27 protein-coding genes are annotated in these 25,537 nt (G+C 33.1%); 5 read left to right on the forward strand and 22 right to left on the reverse strand.

From position 1 onward, the window contains the following. Positions 1-112: 112 nt before the first annotated feature. From Q0783_RS16450 to Q0783_RS16530, 17 genes are all read right to left on the reverse strand, one after another. Positions 113-346 (reverse strand): DUF6095 family protein, encoded by a 234-nt coding sequence (locus Q0783_RS16450; RefSeq protein WP_298896943.1) that lies wholly within the window; start codon positions 344-346, stop codon positions 113-115. Continuing rightward, the gene (gene murQ, locus Q0783_RS16455) at positions 327-1,154 is read right to left on the reverse strand and encodes an N-acetylmuramic acid 6-phosphate etherase (protein WP_298896944.1); all 828 of its coding nucleotides are present in this window, start codon (positions 1,152-1,154) and stop codon (positions 327-329) included. The genes Q0783_RS16450 and murQ overlap by 20 nt, the downstream gene beginning before the upstream one ends. A gap of 50 nt (positions 1,155-1,204) precedes the next feature. Further along, a complete protein-coding gene (locus tag Q0783_RS16460; RefSeq protein ID WP_298896945.1) occupies positions 1,205-2,026 on the reverse strand; it encodes a DUF4249 domain-containing protein in 822 nt (273 codons plus the stop codon). 3 nt (positions 2,027-2,029) lie between these two features. Beyond that, entirely contained in the window at positions 2,030-4,414 is a 2,385-nt protein-coding gene (locus Q0783_RS16465; protein WP_298896947.1) for a TonB-dependent receptor, read from the reverse strand. A 57-nt stretch (positions 4,415-4,471) separates the two neighbouring features. Next, positions 4,472-5,407 (reverse strand): threonine/serine dehydratase, encoded by a 936-nt coding sequence (locus Q0783_RS16470; RefSeq protein ID WP_298896949.1) that lies wholly within the window; start codon positions 5,405-5,407, stop codon positions 4,472-4,474. 80 nt (positions 5,408-5,487) lie between these two features. Beyond that, on the reverse strand, positions 5,488-7,707 hold the full coding sequence (locus Q0783_RS16475) for an NADP-dependent isocitrate dehydrogenase (RefSeq protein WP_298896951.1): 2,220 nt from the start codon (positions 7,705-7,707) through the stop codon (positions 5,488-5,490). 197 nt (positions 7,708-7,904) lie between these two features. After that, on the reverse strand, positions 7,905-8,480 hold the full coding sequence (locus Q0783_RS16480) for a pentapeptide repeat-containing protein (protein WP_298896953.1): 576 nt from the start codon (positions 8,478-8,480) through the stop codon (positions 7,905-7,907). Between the two features lie 710 nt (positions 8,481-9,190). Further along, positions 9,191-9,541, reverse strand: coding sequence for a 50S ribosomal protein L19 (gene rplS / locus Q0783_RS16485; RefSeq protein WP_298896955.1), 351 nt, complete (start codon positions 9,539-9,541; stop codon positions 9,191-9,193). Positions 9,542-9,758: 217 nt separating this feature from the next. Continuing rightward, positions 9,759-10,097 (reverse strand): hypothetical protein, encoded by a 339-nt coding sequence (locus tag Q0783_RS16490; protein WP_298896957.1) that lies wholly within the window; start codon positions 10,095-10,097, stop codon positions 9,759-9,761. A gap of 22 nt (positions 10,098-10,119) precedes the next feature. After that, entirely contained in the window at positions 10,120-10,797 is a 678-nt protein-coding gene (gene trmD / locus Q0783_RS16495) for a tRNA (guanosine(37)-N1)-methyltransferase TrmD (RefSeq protein WP_298896959.1), read from the reverse strand. 32 nt (positions 10,798-10,829) lie between these two features. Then, entirely contained in the window at positions 10,830-11,210 is a 381-nt protein-coding gene (locus tag Q0783_RS16500) for a nuclear transport factor 2 family protein (protein WP_298896961.1), read from the reverse strand. A gap of 152 nt (positions 11,211-11,362) precedes the next feature. Then, positions 11,363-11,800 (reverse strand): GNAT family N-acetyltransferase, encoded by a 438-nt coding sequence (locus Q0783_RS16505; protein WP_298896963.1) that lies wholly within the window; start codon positions 11,798-11,800, stop codon positions 11,363-11,365. 74 nt (positions 11,801-11,874) lie between these two features. Then, positions 11,875-12,486 carry a tRNA (guanine-N1)-methyltransferase gene (locus Q0783_RS16510; RefSeq protein WP_298896965.1) on the reverse strand — a complete coding sequence of 204 codons (612 nt, stop codon included), beginning with the start codon at positions 12,484-12,486 and terminating at the stop codon, positions 11,875-11,877. A gap of 144 nt (positions 12,487-12,630) precedes the next feature. Then, the gene (locus Q0783_RS16515; RefSeq protein WP_298896967.1) at positions 12,631-13,368 is read right to left on the reverse strand and encodes a hypothetical protein; all 738 of its coding nucleotides are present in this window, start codon (positions 13,366-13,368) and stop codon (positions 12,631-12,633) included. A 19-nt stretch (positions 13,369-13,387) separates the two neighbouring features. Beyond that, positions 13,388-13,918, reverse strand: coding sequence for a hypothetical protein (locus Q0783_RS16520; protein WP_298896969.1), 531 nt, complete (start codon positions 13,916-13,918; stop codon positions 13,388-13,390). Between the two features lie 117 nt (positions 13,919-14,035). After that, complete coding sequence (locus Q0783_RS16525) at positions 14,036-15,484, reverse strand: glyceraldehyde-3-phosphate dehydrogenase (protein ID WP_230935641.1); 1,449 nt, start codon at positions 15,482-15,484, stop codon at positions 14,036-14,038. 142 nt (positions 15,485-15,626) lie between these two features. Beyond that, positions 15,627-17,042 (reverse strand): trypsin-like peptidase domain-containing protein, encoded by a 1,416-nt coding sequence (locus Q0783_RS16530; protein WP_298896971.1) that lies wholly within the window; start codon positions 17,040-17,042, stop codon positions 15,627-15,629. 157 nt (positions 17,043-17,199) lie between these two features. On the opposite strand from Q0783_RS16530, the gene dapF reads away from it, so the two are divergent. The 5 genes from dapF to Q0783_RS16555 all read left to right on the forward strand — a co-directional run bounded on the left by dapF (position 17,200) and on the right by Q0783_RS16555 (position 21,256). Beyond that, on the forward strand, positions 17,200-17,973 hold the full coding sequence (dapF, locus tag Q0783_RS16535) for a diaminopimelate epimerase (protein ID WP_298896973.1): 774 nt from the start codon (positions 17,200-17,202) through the stop codon (positions 17,971-17,973). Next, the gene (locus Q0783_RS16540) at positions 17,973-18,497 is read left to right on the forward strand and encodes a GNAT family N-acetyltransferase (RefSeq protein ID WP_298896975.1); all 525 of its coding nucleotides are present in this window, start codon (positions 17,973-17,975) and stop codon (positions 18,495-18,497) included. The genes dapF and Q0783_RS16540 overlap by 1 nt, the downstream gene beginning before the upstream one ends. Next, on the forward strand, positions 18,498-19,541 hold the full coding sequence (gene mltG / locus Q0783_RS16545; protein ID WP_298896977.1) for an endolytic transglycosylase MltG: 1,044 nt from the start codon (positions 18,498-18,500) through the stop codon (positions 19,539-19,541). Then, positions 19,541-20,455, forward strand: a complete 915-nt coding sequence (locus Q0783_RS16550) for a DUF2279 domain-containing protein (protein ID WP_298896979.1) — start codon at positions 19,541-19,543, stop codon at positions 20,453-20,455. Before mltG ends, Q0783_RS16550 begins: the two co-directional genes overlap by 1 nt. Positions 20,456-20,563: 108 nt before the next feature. Then, the gene (locus Q0783_RS16555) at positions 20,564-21,256 is read left to right on the forward strand and encodes a peptidoglycan-binding protein LysM (RefSeq protein ID WP_230935635.1); all 693 of its coding nucleotides are present in this window, start codon (positions 20,564-20,566) and stop codon (positions 21,254-21,256) included. Positions 21,257-21,332: 76 nt separating this feature from the next. Here Q0783_RS16555 and Q0783_RS16560 read toward each other — a convergent pair whose 3' ends face one another. The 5 genes from Q0783_RS16560 to Q0783_RS16580 form a co-directional block, all read right to left on the reverse strand. Continuing rightward, entirely contained in the window at positions 21,333-22,139 is an 807-nt protein-coding gene (locus Q0783_RS16560) for a hypothetical protein (protein WP_298896982.1), read from the reverse strand. Positions 22,140-22,330: 191 nt separating this feature from the next. Beyond that, positions 22,331-22,792, reverse strand: a complete 462-nt coding sequence (locus Q0783_RS16565) for an alpha amylase N-terminal ig-like domain-containing protein (protein ID WP_298896984.1) — start codon at positions 22,790-22,792, stop codon at positions 22,331-22,333. A 68-nt stretch (positions 22,793-22,860) separates the two neighbouring features. Next, a complete protein-coding gene (locus Q0783_RS16570) occupies positions 22,861-23,577 on the reverse strand; it encodes an SAM-dependent methyltransferase (RefSeq protein WP_298896986.1) in 717 nt (238 codons plus the stop codon). 3 nt (positions 23,578-23,580) lie between these two features. Then, a complete protein-coding gene (locus Q0783_RS16575; RefSeq protein WP_298896987.1) occupies positions 23,581-24,996 on the reverse strand; it encodes a PQQ-dependent sugar dehydrogenase in 1,416 nt (471 codons plus the stop codon). 67 nt (positions 24,997-25,063) lie between these two features. Then, on the reverse strand, positions 25,064-25,528 hold the full coding sequence (locus Q0783_RS16580) for a low molecular weight protein-tyrosine-phosphatase (RefSeq protein WP_298896989.1): 465 nt from the start codon (positions 25,526-25,528) through the stop codon (positions 25,064-25,066). Positions 25,529-25,537: the final 9 nt, after the last annotated feature.

Below are 25,537 nucleotides of genomic sequence, written 5' to 3' on the forward strand. Positions count from 1 at the left end.
TCGTGGGAGAGTAGGTCGTCGCCTTTTTTGAAACCCCGTTCTTATTTATAGAACGGGGTTTTTGTTTTTTGTATACTTATTATTTTTATAAAAGATCTAGAAAAAAAAGTATCTAAGAATTTTTGAACATACTATCCATTATAGTTTTTAATCCTTTAAAAGCAAAGTATATGGCTAGAATACAAAGAATCGAAGCTACAATTAAAATTGGAATGTATAAGGTTTTTTCTGGATTGGAAAGACCAACATAAAAGAGCGTTGGCCCTAAGAACATTAAAACTAAAGTTAATCCCATAGTTTTAATCCCTTTTACTAATAGTTCTTTATTAGTTCTTTTTGTTTCCATTAGTATAGTGTTGTATTGCGGTTCTAACATTTTTGTGCTTTTCTAATAAATGCTCTGCTTCTTTAAAGCTGATATTCAATTCTTTTATAAGCATTTTAATACCTCTATCTACCAACTTATTATTACTCAATTGCATATCTACCATTTTATTTCCTTTTACCTTATTGAGTTTAATCATAGTAGAAGTGGAAATCATATTAAGAACCAATTTTTGGGCTGTTCCAGCTTTCATACGAGAGCTACCTGTTACGAATTCGGGACCTACAACAACTTCAATTGGATATTTTGACACGTTTGATAATGGACTGTTTTTATTACAAGTAATACAACCCGTAATGATATGTTCTTTATTACATTGCTCTAATGCTCCAATAACATATGGAGTAGTTCCTGATGCAGCAATACCAATTACAACATCGTTTTTAGAAATACCATAGTATTGTAAGTCCTTCCAACCTTGACTTGTAGAGTCTTCAGCAAACTCAACAGCTTTTCTAATAGCTGAATCTCCACCAGCAATAAGACCAATAACTAAGTCGTGAGAAACGCCAAAGGTTGGAGGGCATTCAGAAGCGTCTAAAATGCCTAATCGACCACTTGTACCTGCTCCAATGTAAAATAATCTCCCGCCATTTTTTAGCTTTGAGACAATCTGCTCAACTAAAATTTCAATTTGTGGAATAGCTTTTTCTACAGCAAGAGGAACAGTTTTATCCTCATTATTCATATGGATCAAGAGTTCATTAACATTCATTTTTTCCAAATGATTGTAATTAGAATCTTGTTCAGTTGTTTTTATAAATGTCATAAATCAAAAATAAAGTATTTTTGACTTCTATCTATATATTTTGAATAAAGCTATTCTTGAATCGTGAAATTAATTCTATTGGCTTCAGAAAGATTAAAGTAACCCAAGGCATAATTGTCTGGATTTGTTGTATTTATAATATTACCACGCAATAATGCTGGAGTAGTTTGAAAAGGATTGCCTCCTTCTTGTTCACTTTGTTCAATAAGTAAACCAGCGTAATTGAAATAGCGTTCGTCAATTCCTAAGATTTTAATAGTTAATTCTTGACCAGGAAGCATATCTTCATAAAAATAGGAGAATGTGAAACTTTCCCCTTGGTAAAATCTATCTTCACTTACTTCTAATAAGTCGAAATCAAAATCAAATAGATAAAAATCGTCTCGAGTACCATCATCAGTAAAAGTGATTTTTACTTCAGTTTCGTCACCCTCGAATAATGTTCCATCACCTTGTTCAACACTATCTATAGAGGTAGTTGGATAAAGTTGAGTTGTCGCTTTAAAGGTTTCATTGTTATAAATCACTGTTAATTCATATAGAACATCAAATTCAGGAACTATTACAGAGTTAGCAATTGGCGTATAAAACCCTTGATCCCCTGAGGCTTCAAAATTTACGATTGAATTGTCTTCTAAATTTGTTATAAATACGGTCGCATTATTAACTGCAGGCACACTATCGTCAAAAAATGGAGCAGACATTGTTAAACGTAAATAACCATCTATAGTAATAGGATTTTCATTAAAATAAAATTCAAAAGATGCATCAACGACCAAACGAGGGTCGCTGTTAGGAACTTCAACATCAATTACATCTTCACAACTTGTGAATGTAAAAAGTATTATCAAAATATATATTAACCGATTCATACGTTAAAATTTAAAATTATAAGTAAACGCTGGTATGATTCCAAAAATGGAGGTTCGAGTTGCTTCGTTTACAAAGGTATCTTGATTTCTTGCAAAATTAATTGAGGCTGCATTTCTTCTGTTATATAAGTTGTAAATGCTAAAGACCCATTCACCTTTCCATTTTCTATTTTTATTTTTTCTAGGAGTTAAAGTTGCAGAAATGTCAATACGATGATATGCAGGTAAGCGTTCACTATTTCTAGCTCCTTCATAAATTGGAACTGTTAAACCTTGAAATTGAAATTGTCCAGAGGGATAATTTGTAGGCTGTCCTGTTTGAAATATGAAATTCGCTCCAAATGTCCATTTATCATTAAGTTCATAATTTCCATTGAAAGAAATATCATGGGTTTTATCATAACCTGTATTGTACCATTCACTATTGTTTATTCCTGTTTCAAGAGACGTTCTTCCAGGTGTTCTTTGTTCAGATTTTGATAAGGTATAAGCTAGCCATCCTTTTAATTTTCCTTCATTTTTCCGTAGTAAAATTTCTAAACCATAAGCCCGAGCTTCACCATTTAAAATGTCTTGTTCAATGGCATTATTTGCGATTAGATTTGCACCATCTATATAGTCAATACGATTTTTTATATCCTTATAAAACACTTCGGTTTCTAAAGAGTATGTATTGTCTTTGATATTTTTGAAATACCCAAAGGCATACTGATTTAGTAATTGCGGTTTGATATATTTTCCACTAGGTGTCCAAACATCAAGAGGGGTTGGAGAACTCGTATTTGACAATAAATGTAGGTATTGGGCCATACGATTATAACTAGCTTTTATTGAAGTATTGTCATTGAAGGCATAGGCTACAGAAAGCCTTGGTTCTAAATTTGTGAAGGTTTCAATTCTATCACTCCTACTAAATCGGTTTATATCTATTGGTTCTGCTGCTTCATAAATTTGAAGTTCTTCATTGAATAAGAGCGGATTATCGTCTTGATATACATTTAATTCATCTTGTCCTAATCGAATAAAATTGCTTAAGCGAATTCCGTATCTTAAAATGAGTTTATTTGATATTTTGTGTTCCACATCAAAATAACCTGCAAATTCATTAGCATATTTATCTATAAGTTTTTCTCTAACAATTCCTGAGTCTTCACGGTTAGGTTTTATTTCACCAGGATTAAATTTATAGTAAATATTATTGATACCGTAACTCAGTTGGAATTTAGTATTAAGGTAATGTTTGAAATCATACTTTAGATTAAAATTTCTTATACCAGAATCCCATTCAAACCCTACAAAGTCAAGTTCAAGTCCATAAAAATAGTCTGAATATATCAACGAAAGATTTGAAAAGATCTTATCTGAAAATAAATGATTCCATCTCAAATTAACGACTGTATTTCCGTAAGTGTTTTCAAAATTATCATCAATACTGAAAACATCACGACCAAAATAACCAGACAAATATAGGTTGTTATTATCATTTATTTTATAATTGAGTTTGGTATTTAAATCATAGAAATACGCCACATTATTATTTTCGTCATCGATAATAGGCAAGAATAAGTGTGCATAAGACGCTCTTCCTCCAATAAGAAAAGCACCTTTATCTTTAACAATAGGTCCTTGAGCTAATAAACGACTGGATACAGCTCCAATTCCACCACTAAGTTTATAATTTTTGCTGTTCCCTTCTTTTTGATAGATATCCAATACTGAGGACACTCGTCCACCATAACGTGCAGGAATTCCACCTTTATACAATTTTAAATCTTTAATTGCGTCAGGATTAAACACAGAGAAAAATCCAAATAGGTGTGATGAATTAAATATAATCGCTTCGTCTAATAAAATTAAATTTTGATCAGCCGAACCTCCTCTTACGTTAAATCCAGAGGCACCTTCACCAGCATTCGTTACACCAGGTAAAAGAGTTATTGATTTAATGATATCTACTTCACCTAAAACCACAGGCATTTGTTTGATAGTGTTAATAGATAAGGCATTAACGCTCATCTGTGGCTTCTTTATATTAAGCTTTTCTACATCTTGTTCAATGACGACCTCATCAAGACTTTCAGAGCTTTCTGTTAATTTATAATTGATGGTTTTATCTTCGGAAAAAGAAATAGTTTCAGAAATGGTCGTAAAGCCTAAATAGCTAATCTGTATTTTATAGTCACCTTTGGGAAGTGAAATAGAGTAGAAACCATATTCATTAGTATTCGTTCCAGTTTGAAGTTCAGGAAAAATAATATTCACTCCAATTAGAGTTTCGTTACTATTACTATCGGTAATTGTACCACTTAGTGTGAACTTTTCTTGGGCATATATACAATTGGTAATAAACAGAAATAGAAGGAGGAGGCTTTTCTTAATTAACATCATAAAACAAAATTAAGAAAGAACTATCTGACAATTACAGCATTAAAAGTTAATTAATTATTAAAAAGGGAGCGCATTAACATCAACATTTCCGCCAGAAATAATGATTCCAACTTTTCTGTTTTTAAATTGATCTTTCTCTTTTATAACAGCAGCTAAGGCTACTGCACTTGAAGGTTCTATAATAATTTTCATGCGTTCCCAAACATAACGCATGGCTTCAATAATTTCATTTTCGGTAACTCTTATGATGTGTTTAACGTGTTTTAGTATAATAGGAAAATTATGATGTCCTAATTGTGTTCGTAAACCATCTGCAATAGTATTTGCAGTATCGTTAGTTTCTATTTTTCCTGATTGTAACGAACGATAGGCGTCATCAGCTTCAAACGGCTCGCCTCCAAACACATTACAGTCATTTCCAAAATAATGAGCAGCTAATGCTGAACCAGCGATTAGACCACCTCCACCTACAGGACAAAACACAGCATCTAGATCAGGTTGTTCGTTAAGTAGTTCAATACATGCTGTTCCTTGACCTAGAATTACATCTGGATCATTAGATGGATGTATAAAAGTTGCATCTGTATCATTAACTATACTGTTGGCCGCATTTTGTCGTGCTTCAATATTAGGTTCACATTCTATGATATATCCTCCATATTCTGATACAGCATTCTTTTTTACAGAAGGAGAATTAGATGGCATCACAATGGTCGCTTTAACTCCCAAACTCTGTGCTGCAAAAGATAAGGCCTGAGCAAAATTTCCTGAAGAATGCGTCACAACACCTTTAGCTTTTTGTGCATCGGTTAATTGCATAATTGCATTTGTAGCACCACGCATTTTATAAGCACCTGTTTTCTGAAAGTTTTCACATTTAAAAAAAAGTTGAGCTCCAACTAATTTATTAATGAGTCTGGAACTCAAAACAGGTGTATTATGAATAAACGGTCTAATTCTATTATGGCAAGCTGTAAGGTTTTCTTTTGTCATTCTGTAAATTTACAACTTGTTTGATACAAAAAAAAGACTGTCTTTTAAGACAGTCTTTGATTTTATATTTAGCTTAACATTTATCCTATGATCTTATTTAAAGTGTCACTTGGTCGCATAGCTTTAGAAGTCAAATCGTCGTTAGACTCGTAATAACCTCCAATATCCATGGCTTGTCCTTGAACATCATTCAATTCATTCACAATTGTTGTTTCATGCGCTTTTAACTCTTCAAACAATTGAGCAAACTCATTTTTTAAATCGTCATCTTTTGTCTGGTTAGCTAAAGCTTCTGCCCAAAATAAAGCCAAATAAAAGTGGCTTCCTCTATTATCAAGTTCATTAACTTTTCTTGATGGTGATTTTCCATTAGTCAATAATTTTTCGGTTGCATCATCCAATGCTTCTGATAAAATAATGGCTTTAGAATTATTATTTACATTTCCGTAGTGTTCTAAAGACACAGCAAGTGCTAAAAATTCACCAAGAGAATCCCAACGTAAATGATTTTCCTTTGTGAATTGCTGAACATGCTTTGGTGCAGAACCACCTGCTCCAGTTTCAAATAAGCCACCACCATTCATAAGTGGGACAATTGACAACATTTTAGCACTAGTCCCTAATTCTAAAATTGGAAATAAATCGGTTAAATAATCACGTAATACATTTCCTGTAACAGAAATAGTGTCCTTTCCATCTTTGATACGCTCTAAGGTAAATTCAGTGGCTTTAATAGGAGAGAGGATTCTAATGTCTAATCCAGAAGTATCGTGATTTGGTAAATATGTGTTTACTTTTTTAATTAACTCAGCATCATGAGCTCTATTTTCGTCTAACCAAAATACAGCTGGTGTTTGTGATGCTCGTGCTCTTGTAACAGCAAGTTTGACCCAGTCTTGTATTGGAGCATCCTTTACCTGGCACATTCTCCAAATATCACCTTCTTCAACATTATGGGATGTCAATACAGTTCCAGAAGCATCAATAACTTCTACTGTTCCATTTGAAGAGATTTCAAAGGTTTTATCATGAGAGCCATACTCTTCAGCTTTTTGAGCCATCAATCCAACATTGGGAACAGTTCCCATTGTAGTTGGGTCGAAAGCGCCATGTTGTTTACAAAAATTGATAGTTGCTGTATAAATACCTGAATAGCTACTATCTGGGATAACTGCTTTTGTATCTTGTTGTTTACCTTCGGCATTCCACATTTGACCTGAAGTACGAATCATTGCTGGCATAGAGGCATCAATAATGACATCACTAGGTACGTGTAAATTTGTAATTCCTTTATCAGAATTGACCATAGCCACATCTGGCGCATTTGTAAATGCTGAAGTAATATCTGCTTGTATTTCTAAACGTTTGGCCTCTGGCAATTCATTTAATTTACTGATAAGGTTTCCAAATCCGTTATTAACATCAACACCAATCTCTTCGAATGTATCACCATGTTTTTCAAATAAATCTGCAAAAAACACACGAACCGCATGACCAAAAATAATGGGATCAGATACTTTCATCATTGTTGCTTTCATATGCAATGAAAATAAAACACCTTGTGCTTTAGCATCTTTTACTTGCTCATCTAAAAATGCCAATAAGGCTTTTTTACTCATAACTGTAGCATCGATAATTTCACCTTCTAATAATGCTAAGTTGTCTTTTAGTACTGTAGCGTTTCCATCAGTATCCTTATGAACAATGCTTACTGAAGTAGCTTTGGCTAAAGTTACAGAAACTTCGTTATGTGCAAAATCACCATGAGACATAGTAGCTACATGACTTTTAGAGTCTGAAGACCATGTTCCCATAGAATGCGGATTCATTTTTGCAAAATTCTTTACTGCTTTTGGTGCACGTCTATCTGAATTTCCTTCTCGAAGTACAGGGTTTACGGCACTACCTTTTATTTTGTCATAACGAGACTTGATTGCTTTTTCATTATCATTTTCTGGTTCATCAGGATAGTCTGGTAATCCATAACCTTGTGCTTGTAATTCTTTTATCGCTGCTTTTAGCTGTGGAATAGAGGCACTAATATTTGGAAGTTTAATAATATTAGCCTCTGGGTTTTTTGCCAGTTCTCCTAATTCTGCCAAGGCGTCAGGAACACGTTGAGATTCATTTAAAAAATCTGGAAAATTTGCTAAAATACGTCCAGCAAGAGAAATATCTCTACTTTCGATATTGATGTTTGAAGATTTTGTAAACGATTTTATAATGGGTAATAATGAATGTGTTGCTAATGCTGGAGCTTCATCTGTTTTCGTATAAATGATTGTAGGAGTATTTGCCATAAAAATGTTTAGTATTTAGTGTATAGAAAACGCTTAGTTTTTAAGCTGTGCAAATATACAAAAAACTAAAGTTTCTTAGAAATGTAAAACTCGCATAAACAGTGCTTTTTATTGAAGTGTGTTCTTTTATGTAAGAAATTATGAAATCGATAATTTATGACGTTACTTTTATCAATTTCAGAAAAAGGAGTTAAAAATTAGGCCTCAATCTTAATTTGATAAGTATCTAAGAGTCCTAGCACATTTTCTTTAGAGAATATAGCATGTTTAATTATATTGATTTCTGGATTAATTGATAGATGATATGAATTGGTGAAATCAACTTTTGTCAAATTAGAGTGATTAAAAACGACTTGATGTAAATTACAATTATTGAATTTAGAACCACTTAGATCTGTATTGGTAAAATCGCTTTGTTCTAACTTACATTGGTCAAAAGTGGTCTCTTTTAATTTCAAATCTTGAAAAGAAGCGAAGTTTAATTGCGATGATTTAAAGGTCATGGACATTAAGAAAGAATTGCATTCATGAAATGGAAAACCTACCAACTTACAATTATTAAATAAGACGTCTTTAAAAATGGCATCTTTTGCTTTCACCATGCTAAAATTGCAATCTATAAATTCACAATCCATAAAACTAATAGTAGAGATATAGGATTCTGAAAAATTACAATTAATAAAAGTGCAGTTATCGTATTCAGCCTTAGGAAGATTAGTGTTGGTGTAGTTTACATTCTTGTAGGTTTTATCACTAATAAAAGGAAAGTTCATATATGCTATAGTTTATTAATCAAAGTTATAAAAAGGAGAGCATATAAAAAACAAAAGCCATATCACTGTAGCAGAACTACTTTGACATGGCTTTTTTGAGATAGCTACACGTGACCTATTTAACATCACTGTTAAAATCAAAACAACTGAGCTTGCGCTCTCTTGTCTTTTTCGGTTCAAGCTTCACTATTTCAATGAAACGTTTCATAACTTTCAAAATGTATTGACCTGTTACTAATCAGTTTCGTTTTAGATTGTTTTCCTTGATGTTTATTTCTCTTAATCTTTCACTTTCGTGTTGGAATGCCTCAATAAACATTGCTCATCCTTTTCACATTCACTTTCGCTCCTGTTACTTTTTCAAAGCTTTCCACTTCAACCAAATCACCTGCTTACACATCTAATTTACCTCAAGTTTCATGATTCTGCTACTTACACGCTTACACCTGCAGTTTTCAAAACCTCAAAAAACAATACTATATAAAGAACGTTGCTTTATTACAATTTAACATAAATTCGAAACTTAATTCAAAACCAAACTAGGTTTGTTGTTAATTGTTTAGCTAAAGTATGTTTTTGTTTGAGAATTCCAAATTTTTGACCGATTTAGATATTCACATTTTATAAACCATAGTTATTAACAAAAGTTCATAACTAAAAAAGCCTTGACATTTGTCAAGGCTCTTTTGAAATTATGTGGTCGAAGCTTACTATCTTCTAACTTCTTTAATTCTAGCTTTCTTACCAGTAAGACCTCTAAAGTAGTAGATTCTTGCTCTTCTAACTTTACCTCTTTTATTCACTTCAATTTTTTGAAGTGCAGGTAAGTTAATTGGGAAGATACGTTCTACTCCAATAGTTCCAGACATTTTTCTAATGGTAAATGTTTGAGAAGTACCAGATCCTTTTACTTGCAGTACAACACCTTTAAAGAACTGTGTACGTGTTTTGTTTCCTTCTTTAATTTCGTAATACACTGTGATTGTATCACCTGCTCCAAATTCTGGAAAATCTTTTTTTGTTACAAATTCGTCTTGTACAAATTTTACTAAAGAACTCATTTTATTGTGTTTATAAAGTTGTTTCAAACCAACATTCACGATTCTCGCCAGAGGTTAATCCAAAAGTGGTGCAAAGATAATTAATAATTGATAATGCGCAATTATTAATCAATAATTTTTTGGGCGTTTCGTTTGGCTTTTTCACCAAGCCAAACGCCAGGCTTTTTGCAGTCGCTCTCTGCGAGGAGCTCCAACAATGCTGCCAATCCTTAACGCGTTAGTCCAAGAATTCATTTTTGGGCATTGGCTTTTTAAAATACTCAAGAGCAAAAAAGAATAAACCAAAACAAAAGAGTCCATAAGATAAACTAGATAAAATAGCGATGGCTCCTCTTACTTTGAACATCATTTCAAAGTTATCACTTGTTGAAGATATATTTATTAGAAAGCCAATTATTGTCGTTATCACCATTAGAATGGCACCAATAAATATGATAGTCGTAGTTATGGTTCTATTTTTAATAAAGATAATGATACTGGCAGCTGTCACTAAAAGTATTGCAAAGACATTTACAATCGCACTAATGGTATATAAATATTCTGTCGATTCTAACATGATGATTATATTTAATGAAGAGTTAGTCGTCCAATAAATCAGGTCGACGCTCTTTGGTTCGTTTATACGCTTGTTCTTCTCGCCATTTTTCTATTTCAGGAAAATTTCCGCTAAATAATACTTCAGGTACTTTCATACCATCATATTCTCTTGGCTTAGTATAGATAGGAGGCGCTAATAATCCATCTTGAAACGAATCGGTTAGGGCAGAGGTTTCATTTCCCAATACACCAGGAATCAATCTAATAATAGCATCACATAAGACTGCTGCACCTAATTCACCACCAGACAGAACATAGTCACCTATAGAGATTTCTCGTGTAATAAATTTATCACGAACACGTTCATCAACTCCTTTGTAATGACCACATAAAATGATGATATTCTTTTTTAGTGAGATTTGATTGGCAATACTTTGGTTGAGACGTTCGCCATCTGGTGTCATATAAATGATCTCATCATATGTACGTTCACTTTGTAATTTTGAAATACATTTATCAATAGGTTCGATCATCATAACCATACCTGCACCACCACCAAATTGAGTGTCGTCTATAGCTTTGTAACCACCTGTAGCATAGTCTCGTAAATTGTGAAAATGGACGCTTACCAAATTAGCTTCGATAGCACGCTTAAGGATTGAAGCTTCGAACGGACTTCTCAATAATTCTGGTAGAACGGTTATAATGTCTATACGCATGGATGATAATTAAGACAGCAAAGATAGATGAATTAACTCTTATCTGTAATTTTTTTGATCTTTCCGTCGAGAAATTCAAATTCAGATTGTCCTTTTAATTCTAAAGAGTCTCCAGCTTTAAGTCCGTTTGGTAAGTCCAAAGCCAATATGGCTTTATAATCAATATCAATAGTGACAGTTGTGTTTTTATGCATCCAAGACGTTATCGTTTGTGTTCGCTCTTTGAAATACTGCTTTGCCGATTCGGCCTGAACTTTAAACGCTTTTAATCCCTCGGTTCTTAAATCCACAACTCCATTAGATGTGTTTTCAAAAATAACATCATGGTGACAATCTTTAATCATACCATCTACATCAAAATTGTTATAAGATGCGACATAGTTTTTTACGATGTCTTTTTGCTTTGCCTTCATTTGATTTTCAGTTTGACAGCTAAAACTTAAAATTAATGTAATGATTAATAGAGTTAGTTTTATTTAAAATTAGCATTTTTTTTAGCCTTTGATCATTTCTTGGGTAATCAATAATGCTATAAGCATGAATACCTCGACTCCATATTGACTTATCATTTATTACTCCAAAAAAAATGTAAATCGCTATCCTTTACAAAACCGAGACGCTCATACAAATTTTGCGCAGGATTGTCAAAAGCTGTTTGTATAGCCATGCCTTTATTATTTTCAGATTGGCATAAATGTTTTGCACGATTGATGAGGGCTTCACCAATCCCTTGACCTCTAAACTTTGAATGTACATATAAGTCATTAAGCAAATACATTGGCTTCATAGATACAGATGACAATAGAGGATACAGTTGGGTAAATCCGGCAGCTTCATCATTAATATAGGCAATATAGATAATAGAGTCATTTTTAACGATGCGTTGTGTTAAAAAGCGTTTTACCGCAGCTGGATTAGAATCCTGCTTATAGAAGACACGATAGCCATCAAATAAATTAATCAATCCTTCTAAATCTCTAAGTTGTGCGTGATATATGGTCATAAAAAAAATCTGTAACCTAAAGTTACAGATTTTTATTTAAAATCTTTAGAGATTTCATAGTTCTGAAGAAACGATTATCCGTTATTCTTCTGTTTATTGATTTCGTCTTGTAATTGACGTCTTACTTTTTGCTCACGCTCTAATGCGACACGTCGGTGTTCTTCAAATTCCTCTTCGGTTTCGGCCAAGGTCTTTTTGGCTTGCTTAGTGATGGCATTACTGTTTTTGAACTTGTAAATAAAAAATAATAATAAAGCCGATAATACACCAACAATGCTCCATAAAATCAAGCTGTAGTTAGGTTTACTCGTTTGCATTCCAAAAAGTACCATGCTATCTTTTTCAGCAATGGTATTATCTAAACTTGTTTTGGTGTTTGCAAGATTAGCTTTTAAACCTTCAATCTCTTTAGCTTGAGTTTGAACAACAGCACGTGTGTCGTTTAAATCTTTATGAACTGCATTAAGTGAATCAATAGTGTGCGCCTTAAGTGCGTATAACCAAGTTTTCTTTACCGTTTTATAATCTTGCCAACTGTTTGAACGTCTAATAACATATTCAAACTGATTGTCGATCGTCCCACTATTTAATGATAATTTTTCTTCATTATTGGCTGTTTGTGCAGAAGCCGTAGAGAAACATAATACTGTGAGGGCTGTGAATAATAGCGTCTTAAAAAATTTCATTTTGGTTTGGTTGAGTTTTAATAGCTTAATTTATGGTAGCAATATAATAATTTATATGATAATTTAGGTGTAAATCAGGATGTTGATATAAACATTAAGCCTCACTAAATGCGAGGCTAAATTATATACGAATGAAAGTTGATTTTAGATGTTGATAGTGCTTAATTCTTCTGTGTTTTGAATACTATTTGGGTTGAGGCTGTATTGGTATAATCCATTTTCGCCAATAAGTATTAAAGTGTCGTTGTTAATAATAACATCAAAAGCATCTCGATTAATAGCATGAACTAAGACCGAATTTTCAGGATCTGACACATCAAAAATTTTCACTTCATCATCACATACGATGAGATAATCATTGTATAATCCTAATCCGATAGGTTTGGTTAAGTTTCTACTAGAAATTAAAACAGGGTTAACTACATCTGTAACATCGTAAATCTCTAGAATATTAATAGTAGTACCACAACCAATATCGGCATGTAAGGTTACATAGGCATGAGTAGCATTGGCTACTACAGGATCACATGCGGTGAAATGTTGTACATCAGACAGATATTCTGGTTGTTCCGGATTTTGAACACTATAAATGTACATGCCGTTTTGAGAACCTATGTACAGGTATTCTTTGTAATTGAATAAGGTCTCAATTTCAAAGCCAATGATAAGTTCATTAACTTTTACAGGTTCTTCGCGATTAACGATGCTAAATACATTTAGGTTTTGATTATCAACAGTGTATAAATAGTCATTATATGTTGTAAAGCGTGCTAATGAGCCTGCTTTTCCAGTGTCATTTGAAGCGCTATCTGAGTTGCTTGTACTGTCGGAATCACAACTCAACATAAGTCCTACTACTAATAAAATGATATATTTTTTCATAATTGTTAGGTTTTGCGTTTTAGTTGTTTTCATTTATAGTCCAGTCTACAATAATTTCATTCTCTTGTATCCCATAGAAATAAGCCCCAAACGGAGATCTTAGTTGAGGAAATGCATTAGGAATGCGTTTGGTGATTTCCATAGTTCCATTTTGAGGATCTAAAGTAAGTGCTAATAAATCGGTTGCATTATTGACATAAATTGATTCTCCTTTAATAGTCAGATCTGAAGAACCTAATACATTAAGAAAAGCTACATTTTGTGGGTTTGAAGGGTCAGTATTATTAATGATATGAAATCCTTTATTACGTTCATTGACAAAAATATAATTGTCTTTTACGTAAATTTTCCCTGAATTAACAATGACTTCAGGTGTAGATTGGAGGCTTGTAGTGTTTTCAAAATTTGAACGTTGCATAATCACCGGTTCGTAGTAATCTTCAACTTGTGTGAGAATAATATCGTCATCCTCTGGATTTAAAAACCAGCAAGACTGGAAGCTGAGGCTAAAGCATAAGAGCATTAGCATCACAAAAGGTTTCATTTTCATAGCAATTGATTTAATAGTTCTAATTACTAGATGCAGAAACCCTTAAAAGGTTGCTTCGATAAACAAAAAAATCCCATTTTATTCAAAATGGGATTTTTATCAATAGTATTATACAGACTAGTAGTATGAAAAACGTCTTACTTTAGCAATGTATTTTGCAAGCCTAATAACTTGATGACTATAACCATATTCGTTATCATACCAGATATAAAGAATGGCATTTTTTCCATCACCACGAACAATTGTAGCTTTGCTATCATATATTGAAGGCGCAGAACTTCCAACGATATCACTAGATACTAATTCGTCACTCATTTCATATTTAATTTGTTCAACCAAATCACCTTCAAGTGCATATTTTTTCATGATGGTATTAATACCTTCTACAGAGGCTTCTTTTTCTAATTCTAAATTTAAAATAGCTAAAGAACCATTTGGAACAGGAACTCTAATCGCATTAGAAGTTAGTTTACCTTCAAGAGAAGGTAAGGCTTTTGACACCGCTTTACCAGCACCAGTTTCAGTAATAACCATGTTGAGTGCCGCAGCTCTTCCACGACGGTATTTTTTATGGAAATTATCAACTAAATTTTGGTCATTTGTATAGGCATGAATCGTTTCTAAATGTCCACTTACAACTCCAAATGTATCTTCCATAGCTTTTAAAACAGGCGTAATTGCATTTGTAGTACAAGATGCTGCTGAAAAGATATCTACTTTATCAGGATTGTTTTCAAGGTGATTTACACCATGAACAATATTAGGAACACCTTTACCTGGAGCTGTTAATAATACTTTCTCTACACCTTTAGATTTTAAATGCCTTCCTAAAGCTTCGTCATCTCTAAAAGCACCAGTGTTATCAATAACTAAGGCATTATTGATACCTAATTTAGTATAGTCGATGTCTTCTGGAGCATTTGCCGAAATAACATTTACAGTAGTTCCATTAATAATTAAGGCGCTGTTTTTAGCATCTGCAACAACAGTACCAGGAAAATCTCCATGTACAGAATCATTACGTAGTAACGACGCTCTTTTTTCTAAAACAACCTGATCTATAGCACCGCGAGTAACAATAGCTCTTAAACGTAGTTGACTCCCTTTTCCAGTTCGAGTCATTAATTCTCTTGCTACTAGACGACCAATTCTACCAAAACCATAAAGTACAACATCCTTAGGTTGTATGGCTTTATTTTTCTTTGCGTCTTTAAGTTTAGCCGCAACAAAACCTGTAGCATTGCTATATTTTTGATCTTCTAAATGAAACTCATAAGTTAACTTTCCAATGTCTAATTTAGCAGGAGGAAGGTCTAGAGTTTTAATTGCTTGGGCAATTTCTACAGAGTCAAAAATTGAAATTGGTTTCTGTACAAATTCTCCAGCATATTCGTGAAGATTTAAAATTTCGCTCACATTGCGATCAATTAATTGGTTTCTAAATAGCACCAATTCTATTGATTTATCGTACCAAAGGTCGCTAACAATTTTAATAAATTCAACTGTAGCTCTTCTACGATCTGCCTGAAAAGCAAGTTCTTTTTCATAAGTTCCGTTCAAACCCATTGTAAATGATTTAGTGTGTTGTGTGTTTAAAAATTTTTGCAAAAATAATATATTTCAAACGTTTTCGTAACGTTTTTTGATAAAATAAAAACCCCTTCAAAATTTTATGTTCTGAAGGGGTTTGTATACGTTTAATTTTTATCTATCTAAAGATGACTTCTTTTCGTTCTAGATCTGTATTTAAATATTCTAGTTTGAAAATGTTTTCTTGAGCATTATCGCCATACTTTTTTGTAAACTTTGTAATATCGTCAACACTATGTATTGTAATATCATTTATTCCTGTAATGATATAACCACGTCTGATGCCTAATTTAGAATAGAGAAATTTATTTTTATTGTCTTGTACTATAACTCCATTTTTAATATCATAGTCCTTTTTTAATTTAGATGGAAGGTTACGTAATTCCATATTAATAAACTCAACAGTTATAATATCACTTTTAGATAGTGTTACAGGTATAATCTTTACTTTACTGTCTCTTTCAATTTCTACATTAACAACATCATTTGGGCGTTTGGTTTTAATATAGCCACTTAAATCTGAAAACTTCGAAATTTCTACATTATCTAACTTTCTGATGATATCTCCATTTTTAATACCAGCCTTTTTAGCACCAGAGTTATCTTCAACATTACTAATGTATACTCCTTGAATTTCACTAACACCTAATTCTTTAGCTTCATCTGAGTTTCTATTTAAAATAGACACACCAAGAACACCTTCTTGAACATCGCCATATTCCATAATGTCTTGAACTACTTTTCTGGCAATATTACTTGGTACTGCAAATGAATACCCTATATACGAACCTGTTCTTGAGCTAATCGCTGTGTTAATACCTATAAGTCGTCCGTTAGAATTCACTAAAGCACCTCCAGAATTTCCTGGATTTACAGCAGCATCCGTTTGAATAAAGGATTGAGAATTTCGTCCAGATAAGTCTCTAGATTTAGCGCTAATAATTCCTGCAGTAACTGTAGATGTTAAGTTAAAAGGATTACCAACAGCTAAAACCCATTCACCTACTTTTGCATGATCTGAATCACCAAACTCAATAGCTGGTAAATCTTCTTCTGCATCAATTTTCAAAAGTGCAATATCAGTTTTTTCATCAGTACCAATTAGCTCTGCTTCAAACACTCTATTATCATTTAAGGTAATTGAAATGTTGCTTGCACCAGCTATGACATGGTTGTTGGTGATAATATATCCATTTTTATCAATGATAACACCACTTCCAGTTCCAACTTGAGCACGTTGAGAGCGTCTTCCGTAGAATAAATCTTCAAAAGTAAGAGCACCACTCACAATTGAGGTATTCTTTACATGAACTACAGAGTTTATAGTATTCTCAGCAGCTAATGAGAAGTCTGATTGCTCACCATTAAAGAGATTAGCTGTTTTTGTATTGTAGCTTGCGTTTAAAAACTGAGGTTCATTTGAACTTTCAGTTACAGTTATGGTTTGTTCTTTTTCTATAAAGTGAGTGTAGGTAGCTAATGCAATAATTCCACCTAAAACAGACACAAATACTAGGGTTAAAATCTTTTTCATAAGTTATTAGGTTTTTAAAATGTTTAATAGAATATTTAACGATTAAATTTAGTTATTTATTGAAATTGAAATTCAACTTTAACGATTTTTAACGTTGAATTTAACGCTCATTTAACAGCACAATTATCGCGTCATTATTTATATATTTGCAACACTTATGGCATTTACATTTTATAAATATCAAGGAACAGGAAACGACTTTGTAATAATTGATAATCGTCGGCAAACTTTCAACAAAAAAGATACCAAGCGTATTGCCTTTTTGTGTGATAGACGTTTTGGTATTGGAGCAGATGGTTTGATTCTTTTAGAAGATCATGAATCATGTGATTTTAAAATGGTATATTTTAATGCTGATGGAAATGAAAGTTCAATGTGTGGAAATGGTGGTCGCTGCATCACAGCTTTTGCTAACTATTTGGGTGTTATAGAGAATGAAGCTACTTTTGAAGCTATTGATGGTTTACATAAAGCTAAAATAGAAGATGGCTTGGTAAGCATACAAATGCAAGATGTTGATGATATCGATGTGCATGAGTCACATACGTTTTTGGATACAGGTTCACCGCATCATGTTCAGATGACAGATAGTTTAAGTGAGTTTGATGTAAAAACTTACGGAAGGCAAATTAGAACAAGTCCACCTTACAACGAAGCAGGTAGTAATGTGAATTTTGTTAGTAAAAATACTGATGATAATTTTTCTGTTAGAACCTATGAAAGAGGTGTTGAAGATGAGACCTATTCATGCGGAACAGGAGTTACTGCTGTTGCTTTGGCAATGAACTATATTGGTGAGACCACTAAGGATATGATTACTTTGCAAACTGAAGGAGGAATTCTTCAAGTGTCGTTTGAAAGGTATGAAAATGCTTATAAAAATATATGGCTTATAGGTCCAGCAACTCTAGTTTTTAAAGGTGAAATCTAATGAAAACACTTAAAGGCACGCATATTTATTTAAGGGCACTTGAGCCAGAAGATCTCGAATTTATTCATGAGATTGAGAATAATCAAGATATTTGGGAGATTAGTAATACGATTACACCATATTCTAAGTTCTTAATTAAACAATATTTGGAACAAGCGCATAAAGATATTTTTGAAGTCAAGCAATTGCGCTTGGTTATCTGTGATACTAATGATAAAGCGCTTGGTATGATAGATTTGTTTGATTTTGATTTTAAAAACAGGCGAGCTGGTGTTGGTATTTTGATCAAAGAATCTGCCAATAGGCAGAAAGGTTATGGAAAGGAAGCCTTACAATTATTAATAAACTATTGTACATCTCATTTAGATATGCATCAGTTATTTTGTAATATTTCCGAAGACAATACTATAAGTTTGAAACTATTTGAAAATCAAGGATTTGAAATCATCGGACTAAAAAAAGATTGGAACTACGTGAACGGTTCTTATAAGAATGAATACCTATTACAAATACTATTTAATTAAATGTACTTAAAAAAAATACTTTGGGCTATTGCTTTAGTCGGTTTGGTTGTTGCTGCATATTTTGGTTTTTATGTATACAATGCTATGATAGCACCTAATACAAATTTTAATAATGACGAAGCCTATATTTTTGTCTCTAAAAATGATACCTATAAAGATGTTAGAATACAGTTAGAGCCTTTACTTAAGGATATAGACAATTTTGATGCATTAGCAGAACGAAAAAAATACACAACCAATTTAAAAGCAGGTCGATTTGTGATTAAGAAAGGAATGAGTAATAACGATATTATCAATTCTATTAGAAGCAATAATATTCCTATTAGGATATCTTTTAATAATCAAGAGAGCATAGAGAAATTAGCAGGTCGTATTAGTGCTCAAATCGATGCAGATAGTATATCACTTATTGCTGCGATGACCGATGATACGTTCTTGAAAGCGAGCGGATTTGCAAAACAAACGGCCTTAGGAATGTATATTCCTAATAGCTATGAGTTTTTCTGGAATACGTCACCAGAAGGTTTTAGAGACCGAATGCTAAAAGAGTATAATAGTTTTTGGAATGGTAACAGAAATGCAAAAGCAAAAGCTATTGGCTTGACCAGAGACCAAGTGATGACATTAGCATCTATAGTACATGAAGAATCGAAGCAAGCCAGTGAGCAACCGAGGATAGCTGGTGTATATATGAACCGTATTCGCATTGGAATGCCACTTCAAGCAGATCCTACATTGAAATTTGCTGCATACCAATTACCAGAATATAAGAATACAGTGATTAAACGTGTACTAAATAAACATAAAGAGATCAAATCACCTTACAATACTTACATGAACGCAGGTTTGCCTCCAGGCCTGATTGCAATGCCTGATATTTCAGCAATTAATGCTGTGCTGAACTACGAAAAACACAATTACCTTTATTTTGCTGCTAATGCAAAAAAACTTGGGTTTCATAAGTTTGCAAAAACATTAACGCAGCATAATGTAAATGCAAGAGAATATCAACGTTACTTATCGTCACAAGGGATAAATAAATAATGTCTATAAGTCGTTACATTCTTATTTGTTTTTGCTGTATGGTAGCGCTTTCAGTAAGTTCGCAATCCAAGATCGATTCTTTTTTAAAACCTAGTGATACATTAAATAAGTCAAGACGTAATGCTGTTGTCATTACACAAGCCTCTTTAGCCTCTTTAACTTTAGTAGGCTTGGATCAATTGTGGTATGCCGATTTTCCGAGATCAAAATTTAAAACCATTGATGATACAGATGAATGGCTGCAAATGGACAAATTGGGTCATGTGTTTTCTTCATATCAACTCGGACGAATAGGTGCTAATACACTGCGATGGAGTGGAGTAGGTGAAAAAGATCAGCTCATCTTTGGTGCGACATTGGGTTTCGGATTTTTGACTGCAGTAGAAATCTTTGATGGTTATTCTGAAGAATGGGGATTTTCATGGTCAGATATGGTTGCTAACGGATTGGGAACTGGATTATATATTGGGCAAGAATTACTTTGGGATGAACAACGTATCACAATGAAATATTCATTTCATCAAACACAATACGCCAGTCAGCGACCAGATAAATTAGGCGAAGGGTTTCTTGAGGAAATGCTAAAGGATTATAATGGTCAAACGTATTGGTTAAGTGCTAATTTACATTCGTTCTTTAAAGAAAGTAAAATTCCTAAGTGGATCAATGTTGCTGTTGGCTATAGTGCAGAAGGAATGCTCACTGGAAAAAATGAAAATGTTGATAACATATTTATAACTCAAGACAGGAGACGACAATTCTTCCTGAGTTTAGACGTAGATTTGTCTAAAATACAGACAAATTCTCGAGTGTTGAGGACTGTATTTGACGTTTTGAACGTGATTAAGGTGCCATTTCCGGCTATTGAATTCAACGGAAAAAACGGCATAAAGCTCCACTATATCTACTTTTAACAACACTTTAACAGCTTATTTTCAAATATATAGAAAAAAGCGTATATTTGCAGGCGCAATTTGTAAGTCATACAAGGGGACATTTTTGACTTACTAAAATTAGCTATTATGATTAAAAAAGTAGGTAATTATTTTGTTGTACCATTAGCTATTTGTGTCACACTTTATATGGCACTTAAACCTGAACAATCGATCAATTATGCCGATTATTCAACTGAAGGTTTAGAACTTGATTACAACATATCTAAGGAAATGGCTTTTACTGAAGATGCTTCTGATGATGTAAATACTTCAGCAGAATTATCTAACCCGTTTCAATCAACTCATACTTATTTCCCATATTTAGGTAAATCATATCATGGGTTTAAGGAGGCTTTAGCATTTAAAGAATCTAGAGGGAATTACTTTACAGTAAATACACTTGGTTATTTGGGTAAATATCAGTTTGGAGCTGAAACTTTAAAAATGATAGGAATTTACAATCCAACACAATTTTTATATAATCCAGAGTTACAGGAAAAGGCGTTTTTAGCGAACGCAGAGCGTAATAAGTGGATTTTAAGAAAGGATATTAAGCGTTTTGTAGGAAAGAAAATTAGTGGTGTAGAGATCACAGAATCTGGTATTTTAGCTGCAGCTCACCTAGCAGGTCCTGGTAGTGTGAAGAAGTTTTTAAGAAGCTATGGAGGTAATAATTTCTCTGATGCTTATGGAACAACAGTAAGACATTACATGAAGAAGTTTTCAGGTTATGATACATCATTTATAGAAGCAGATAAGAAAGCGAAAGCGACATTATAATAGATTGATAATAAATAGTTAAAAAAGCCACATATTATATGTGGCTTTTTTTAGTTTAAATATGTATCGTGTGAGCTTAACATCCTGTGCTAAAAGTAAATACGAGTTCTTGATCCACATACTCTCCATTAACATTCTTTGCTGGTTTCCATGCTCCTGATGTTGTATTAATTACTTCAATTATCTTCTTGTCAATATCTGGGTAGCTTGATTTTGATTCTATCCTAGTATTAGTAATCTTGCCTTGCTGTGTTACTGTAAAGTAAACCTTTGCAAAATTGAGTTTTTCTTGGTCTATATGTCCTAATAGATCATGCCCACGTTCTTCGAGATATGCTATAAGTGCGTCTTCACCATCTATATATTTAGCTTGTTGATTGGGAACGATTGTAAAGTGCGGACACCAATATTCGTGTTTGGTTTGCAATGTTTCTTCGCTTATTTGTTCATAATCTCCTCTTACTAAAATATTTGTTGAAAAGTCTGCTGCTTTTAATAGCTCGATTTGAGATTTAGATAATTTATCATCCTTGCTTAGTGCAACAATATTGGTTTGCTTGTTATCTTTAACTACAACAATACTTACGGACTGGTAAGATTCTAAAGGAGGCATTTGTTGTTTTGATAAGAAATCATTTATAGAACTGGCTTTGATGAGGTCTGATTTTTTAATAGCATCATATCTAGTGCCTACTGAGTAAAAAAAGCGAGGACTATTTTTTTTCATGTTTTTAGAAACTCCAGTACCATTAATAGAAGCAAGTCGATTATCTTCAGAAACTTCAGTTTGATCCGTTACTTTAGTATCAACGTTTAATACTCCATAAGCCACTAAGCTCAAAACAATAAGGGCTATGCTAATAATTATACTATTCTTTTTCATATGACATATATCTATTGATTCATAGTTATAAATATATGATATGAAGCAGATTAAGCTTTATTTGAAATGTCAAAAAAGTGTAAAATTAGTGTGAATCACGCTGAATTCAGATAAGATGTTGGTGTTTTATTAGAGAGAAATGGTGATCTATAGATTGAAAATTATTTTTCCTATCTATAACTTCTAAACTATTACTGTTCTTCAAACAGATATTTTTCCGTAAAATCACCTTCGGAAATCTGTTTTACATCATTGGTGATTACCCAATCTTCAATATCAGTTCTAATAATTTTAACGGTATCGCCAATGCTTACATTTTGTACCCAATATGGTTCGTTAATTAAAATTCCAGTAAAATGATTAGTATCAAAACCTAATGTGCTTACCCACATATGTTCATTATAATCGGCACTTTCAAATTTAGTTTTTACAACAAACCAATAGTTAGTGTCTTTTGCATGTTTACTTAGTTCTTCAATGAAATAATCAAGAGTTTCTTGTGCTTCTTTTACTGCCAATTTGATCTTTTCATTCTCGGCATTAACCTCAAACGTGTCTTCATTAATCGTTGTCACATTATTTACATTTTGTTTACATGAGAAGCTTAGTGTAATAAATACTGAGACTAAAATAATGGTTACGTTTTTTTTCATCAGGTGTATTTTTTATTTGGTGCTATTATGATTTGATATCTAATTTGAGTGACAAGAATTACGTTCTCTCAATCCTTATGAATCACAAAAATAGCTGGACGTTTATGTAGGTCAATATTGGTGTGTTTCCACTCACCAACAGTCATAGTTTTAATATATTCTGTAGGTAGGGTGATATCGCAAGCCACACATACACGTGTATTCTTATGAAGTGTCGTGCATATGTCTTCTAAGATCTTATTATTACGATATGGTGTTTCAATAAATAATTGCGTTTGATTTTGTTCAAATGATAAGCGCTCCAATCGTTTTAAAGTGGCTTTTCGTTCTTGTTTATCGATAGGAATGTAGCCATTAAAAGCAAAACTTTGTCCATTCATTCCTGAACTCATTAATGCTAATACTATAGAGGAAGGACCAACCAGTGGTACTACTTGAATGTTATTATTGTGAGCCAATTTTACAATATCTGATCCAGGATCTGCTATTCCAGGACAACCAGCTTCAGAAAGTAATCCCATAGGTTTGCCACTTTTACAATCATCAAGAAAATTTTCAATTTCTTCTGGTTGTGTGTACTTATTTAAAATCTTAAAGTTTAAGGTAGATTGTTGTTTCCGCGAATCTACCTTTTTTATAAATCGTCTTGCTGTCTTTTCATTTTCAACAATATAGTCGTCTACTAGTTCAATAATTTTTTTTACTGAAATGGGTAAAACCTCAAGTGGAGGATTATCGCCAAGACGCGTTGGAATAAGATATAGCTTTCCAAAGTTTGAATTCATTAGTTATTCTACAATTAGTTTACGCACACTCTTCTTACCATTAGTTCCCATGATTTCTACAATATACAATCCGCTCGTTAAAGATTTTGTAGTTATGGTTACCAATTGTTCATTAAAATTAGATTGTGATTGTACCAACTTACCTTGAATATCATGTATGTTGATATTGCTTATTTGGCCAGAAGCATTTAGGAAATCAAAAGTGAGTGTGTTTTTTGCTGGATTTGGATACATTTTAATAGCATCAATTGTTTGCTCATTTACACTTAAGTTGTCATCGGTAATTCTGTATACCGTTCCAGAAAGTAAACCAAATACAAATAGCTCTCCGTTGATATCTTCGGCAAAGCCTGACCAGCCTTGGCCAGAAAAATCATCAACAAAATTTAAAGCAAAGGTTCCAGGTCCTGTTTCCTGTACAACTCCAATTTCATCACTGCAATAGTCTCCAAAAAAGTAGAGGCCTTGTAAACCAGTCTGCATGGTACCTCTATAACGGTAACCACCAGTAATTGAACATTTAAACGGACTTCCACCATAGTTGTATTCGGCTACAGGAGTTGTGTGTGTTATTGTGCTACAACCAGATACGTTACTAAAAGTTGAGGTGCCTTCATAGCATTTCCAGCCATAATTTTCTCCACCTGGAGATGTAGAAGGAACTCTATTTATTTCTTCTCTATTACTTTGTCCAACATCTGCAATCCATATATCTCCATTAGATCTATCGAAAGAAAACTTCCACGGATTTCTTAATCCATAAGACCAAATTTCATCTAGAACAGCAGAGTCACTAACAAAAGGATTATCTGTTGGAATAAGATATGTGGTACCAGCATCTATTTGTGCTTGTGTGACATCGACATCTAATCTTAGTATTTTACCTAATAATAATGTTAGATTTTGAGCTCTGTTTCCTGGGTCTCCGCCAGATCCACCATCACCAGTAGAAATGTATAAATAGCCATCATTTGGTCCAAAATGCATATCACCTCCATTGTGATTTCCAAAAGGTTGTGAGATGTTTAGTAAAACCACTTCAGAATTTGGGTCTGCGGAAGTTGCTGTACTCCTTGTGAATCTTGAAATAACGGTATCTCCACCATTATCAATATAATTTACGTAAAAGAAACCATTAGTGGCATAGTTTGGATGAAATGCTATAGCGAGCAATCCTTGTTCACCACCATTATTAGTAACAATTGGATCAATATCTAAAAAGGGAGATGTGTTTACAGTACCATCTGTATTTAGGATTTTGATTACACCACCGCGTTCGGCGACAAAAAGTCTGTCGTCACCAGCATGTTTGATGTTTACTGGAGACGAAAAGCCTGATGCATAAACTTCTAAGTTGATATTTTGTGCGTAACTTAGGGATACAATAAAGCAGGCTAGGAAAAGAGTTAAATTTTTCATTTTTCTAGATTTTAAGGAATTTTTTTTACAAAGTACGAAAAAAAATAAGAGTTTATTTACAAATTCGTTATCTAGAACTGTTTGTCAACTCCTTAGAAAGAATCTCGCAGGCACTATCAAGAAGGGAAAATACATGTTCGAAATCTAAAATATCACCATAATATGGATCAGGAACTCTTTTATCATTAACAGAACTATCAACTTCTAGAATAAGCTTAATTTTTGCAATGTCTTTATTGTTTCTGGCGAGTTTTGCCACATTGTCAAAATTAGATTGATCCATAACATAAATAAAGTCGAAGGTGTCAAAGTCTGATACTTTAAACTGTCGACCGCGCTGATTTGAAATGTCTATACCATGTGATTTGGCTACAGCAATCGAACAATTGTCTGGCGAATCCCCAACATGGTAGTTGGCAGTTCCAGCCGAATCGACATAAAAATGGTCTTGAGAGAGTTTAGATTGCAAAATACCATGAGCTAATGGTGAGCGACAAATATTGCCTAAACATACCATTAGAATACTAGTCATGATATTAGT

Origin of the sequence: uncultured Psychroserpens sp., from assembly GCF_947500255.1 — a bacterium.
Taxonomy (GTDB): domain Bacteria; phylum Bacteroidota; class Bacteroidia; order Flavobacteriales; family Flavobacteriaceae; genus Psychroserpens.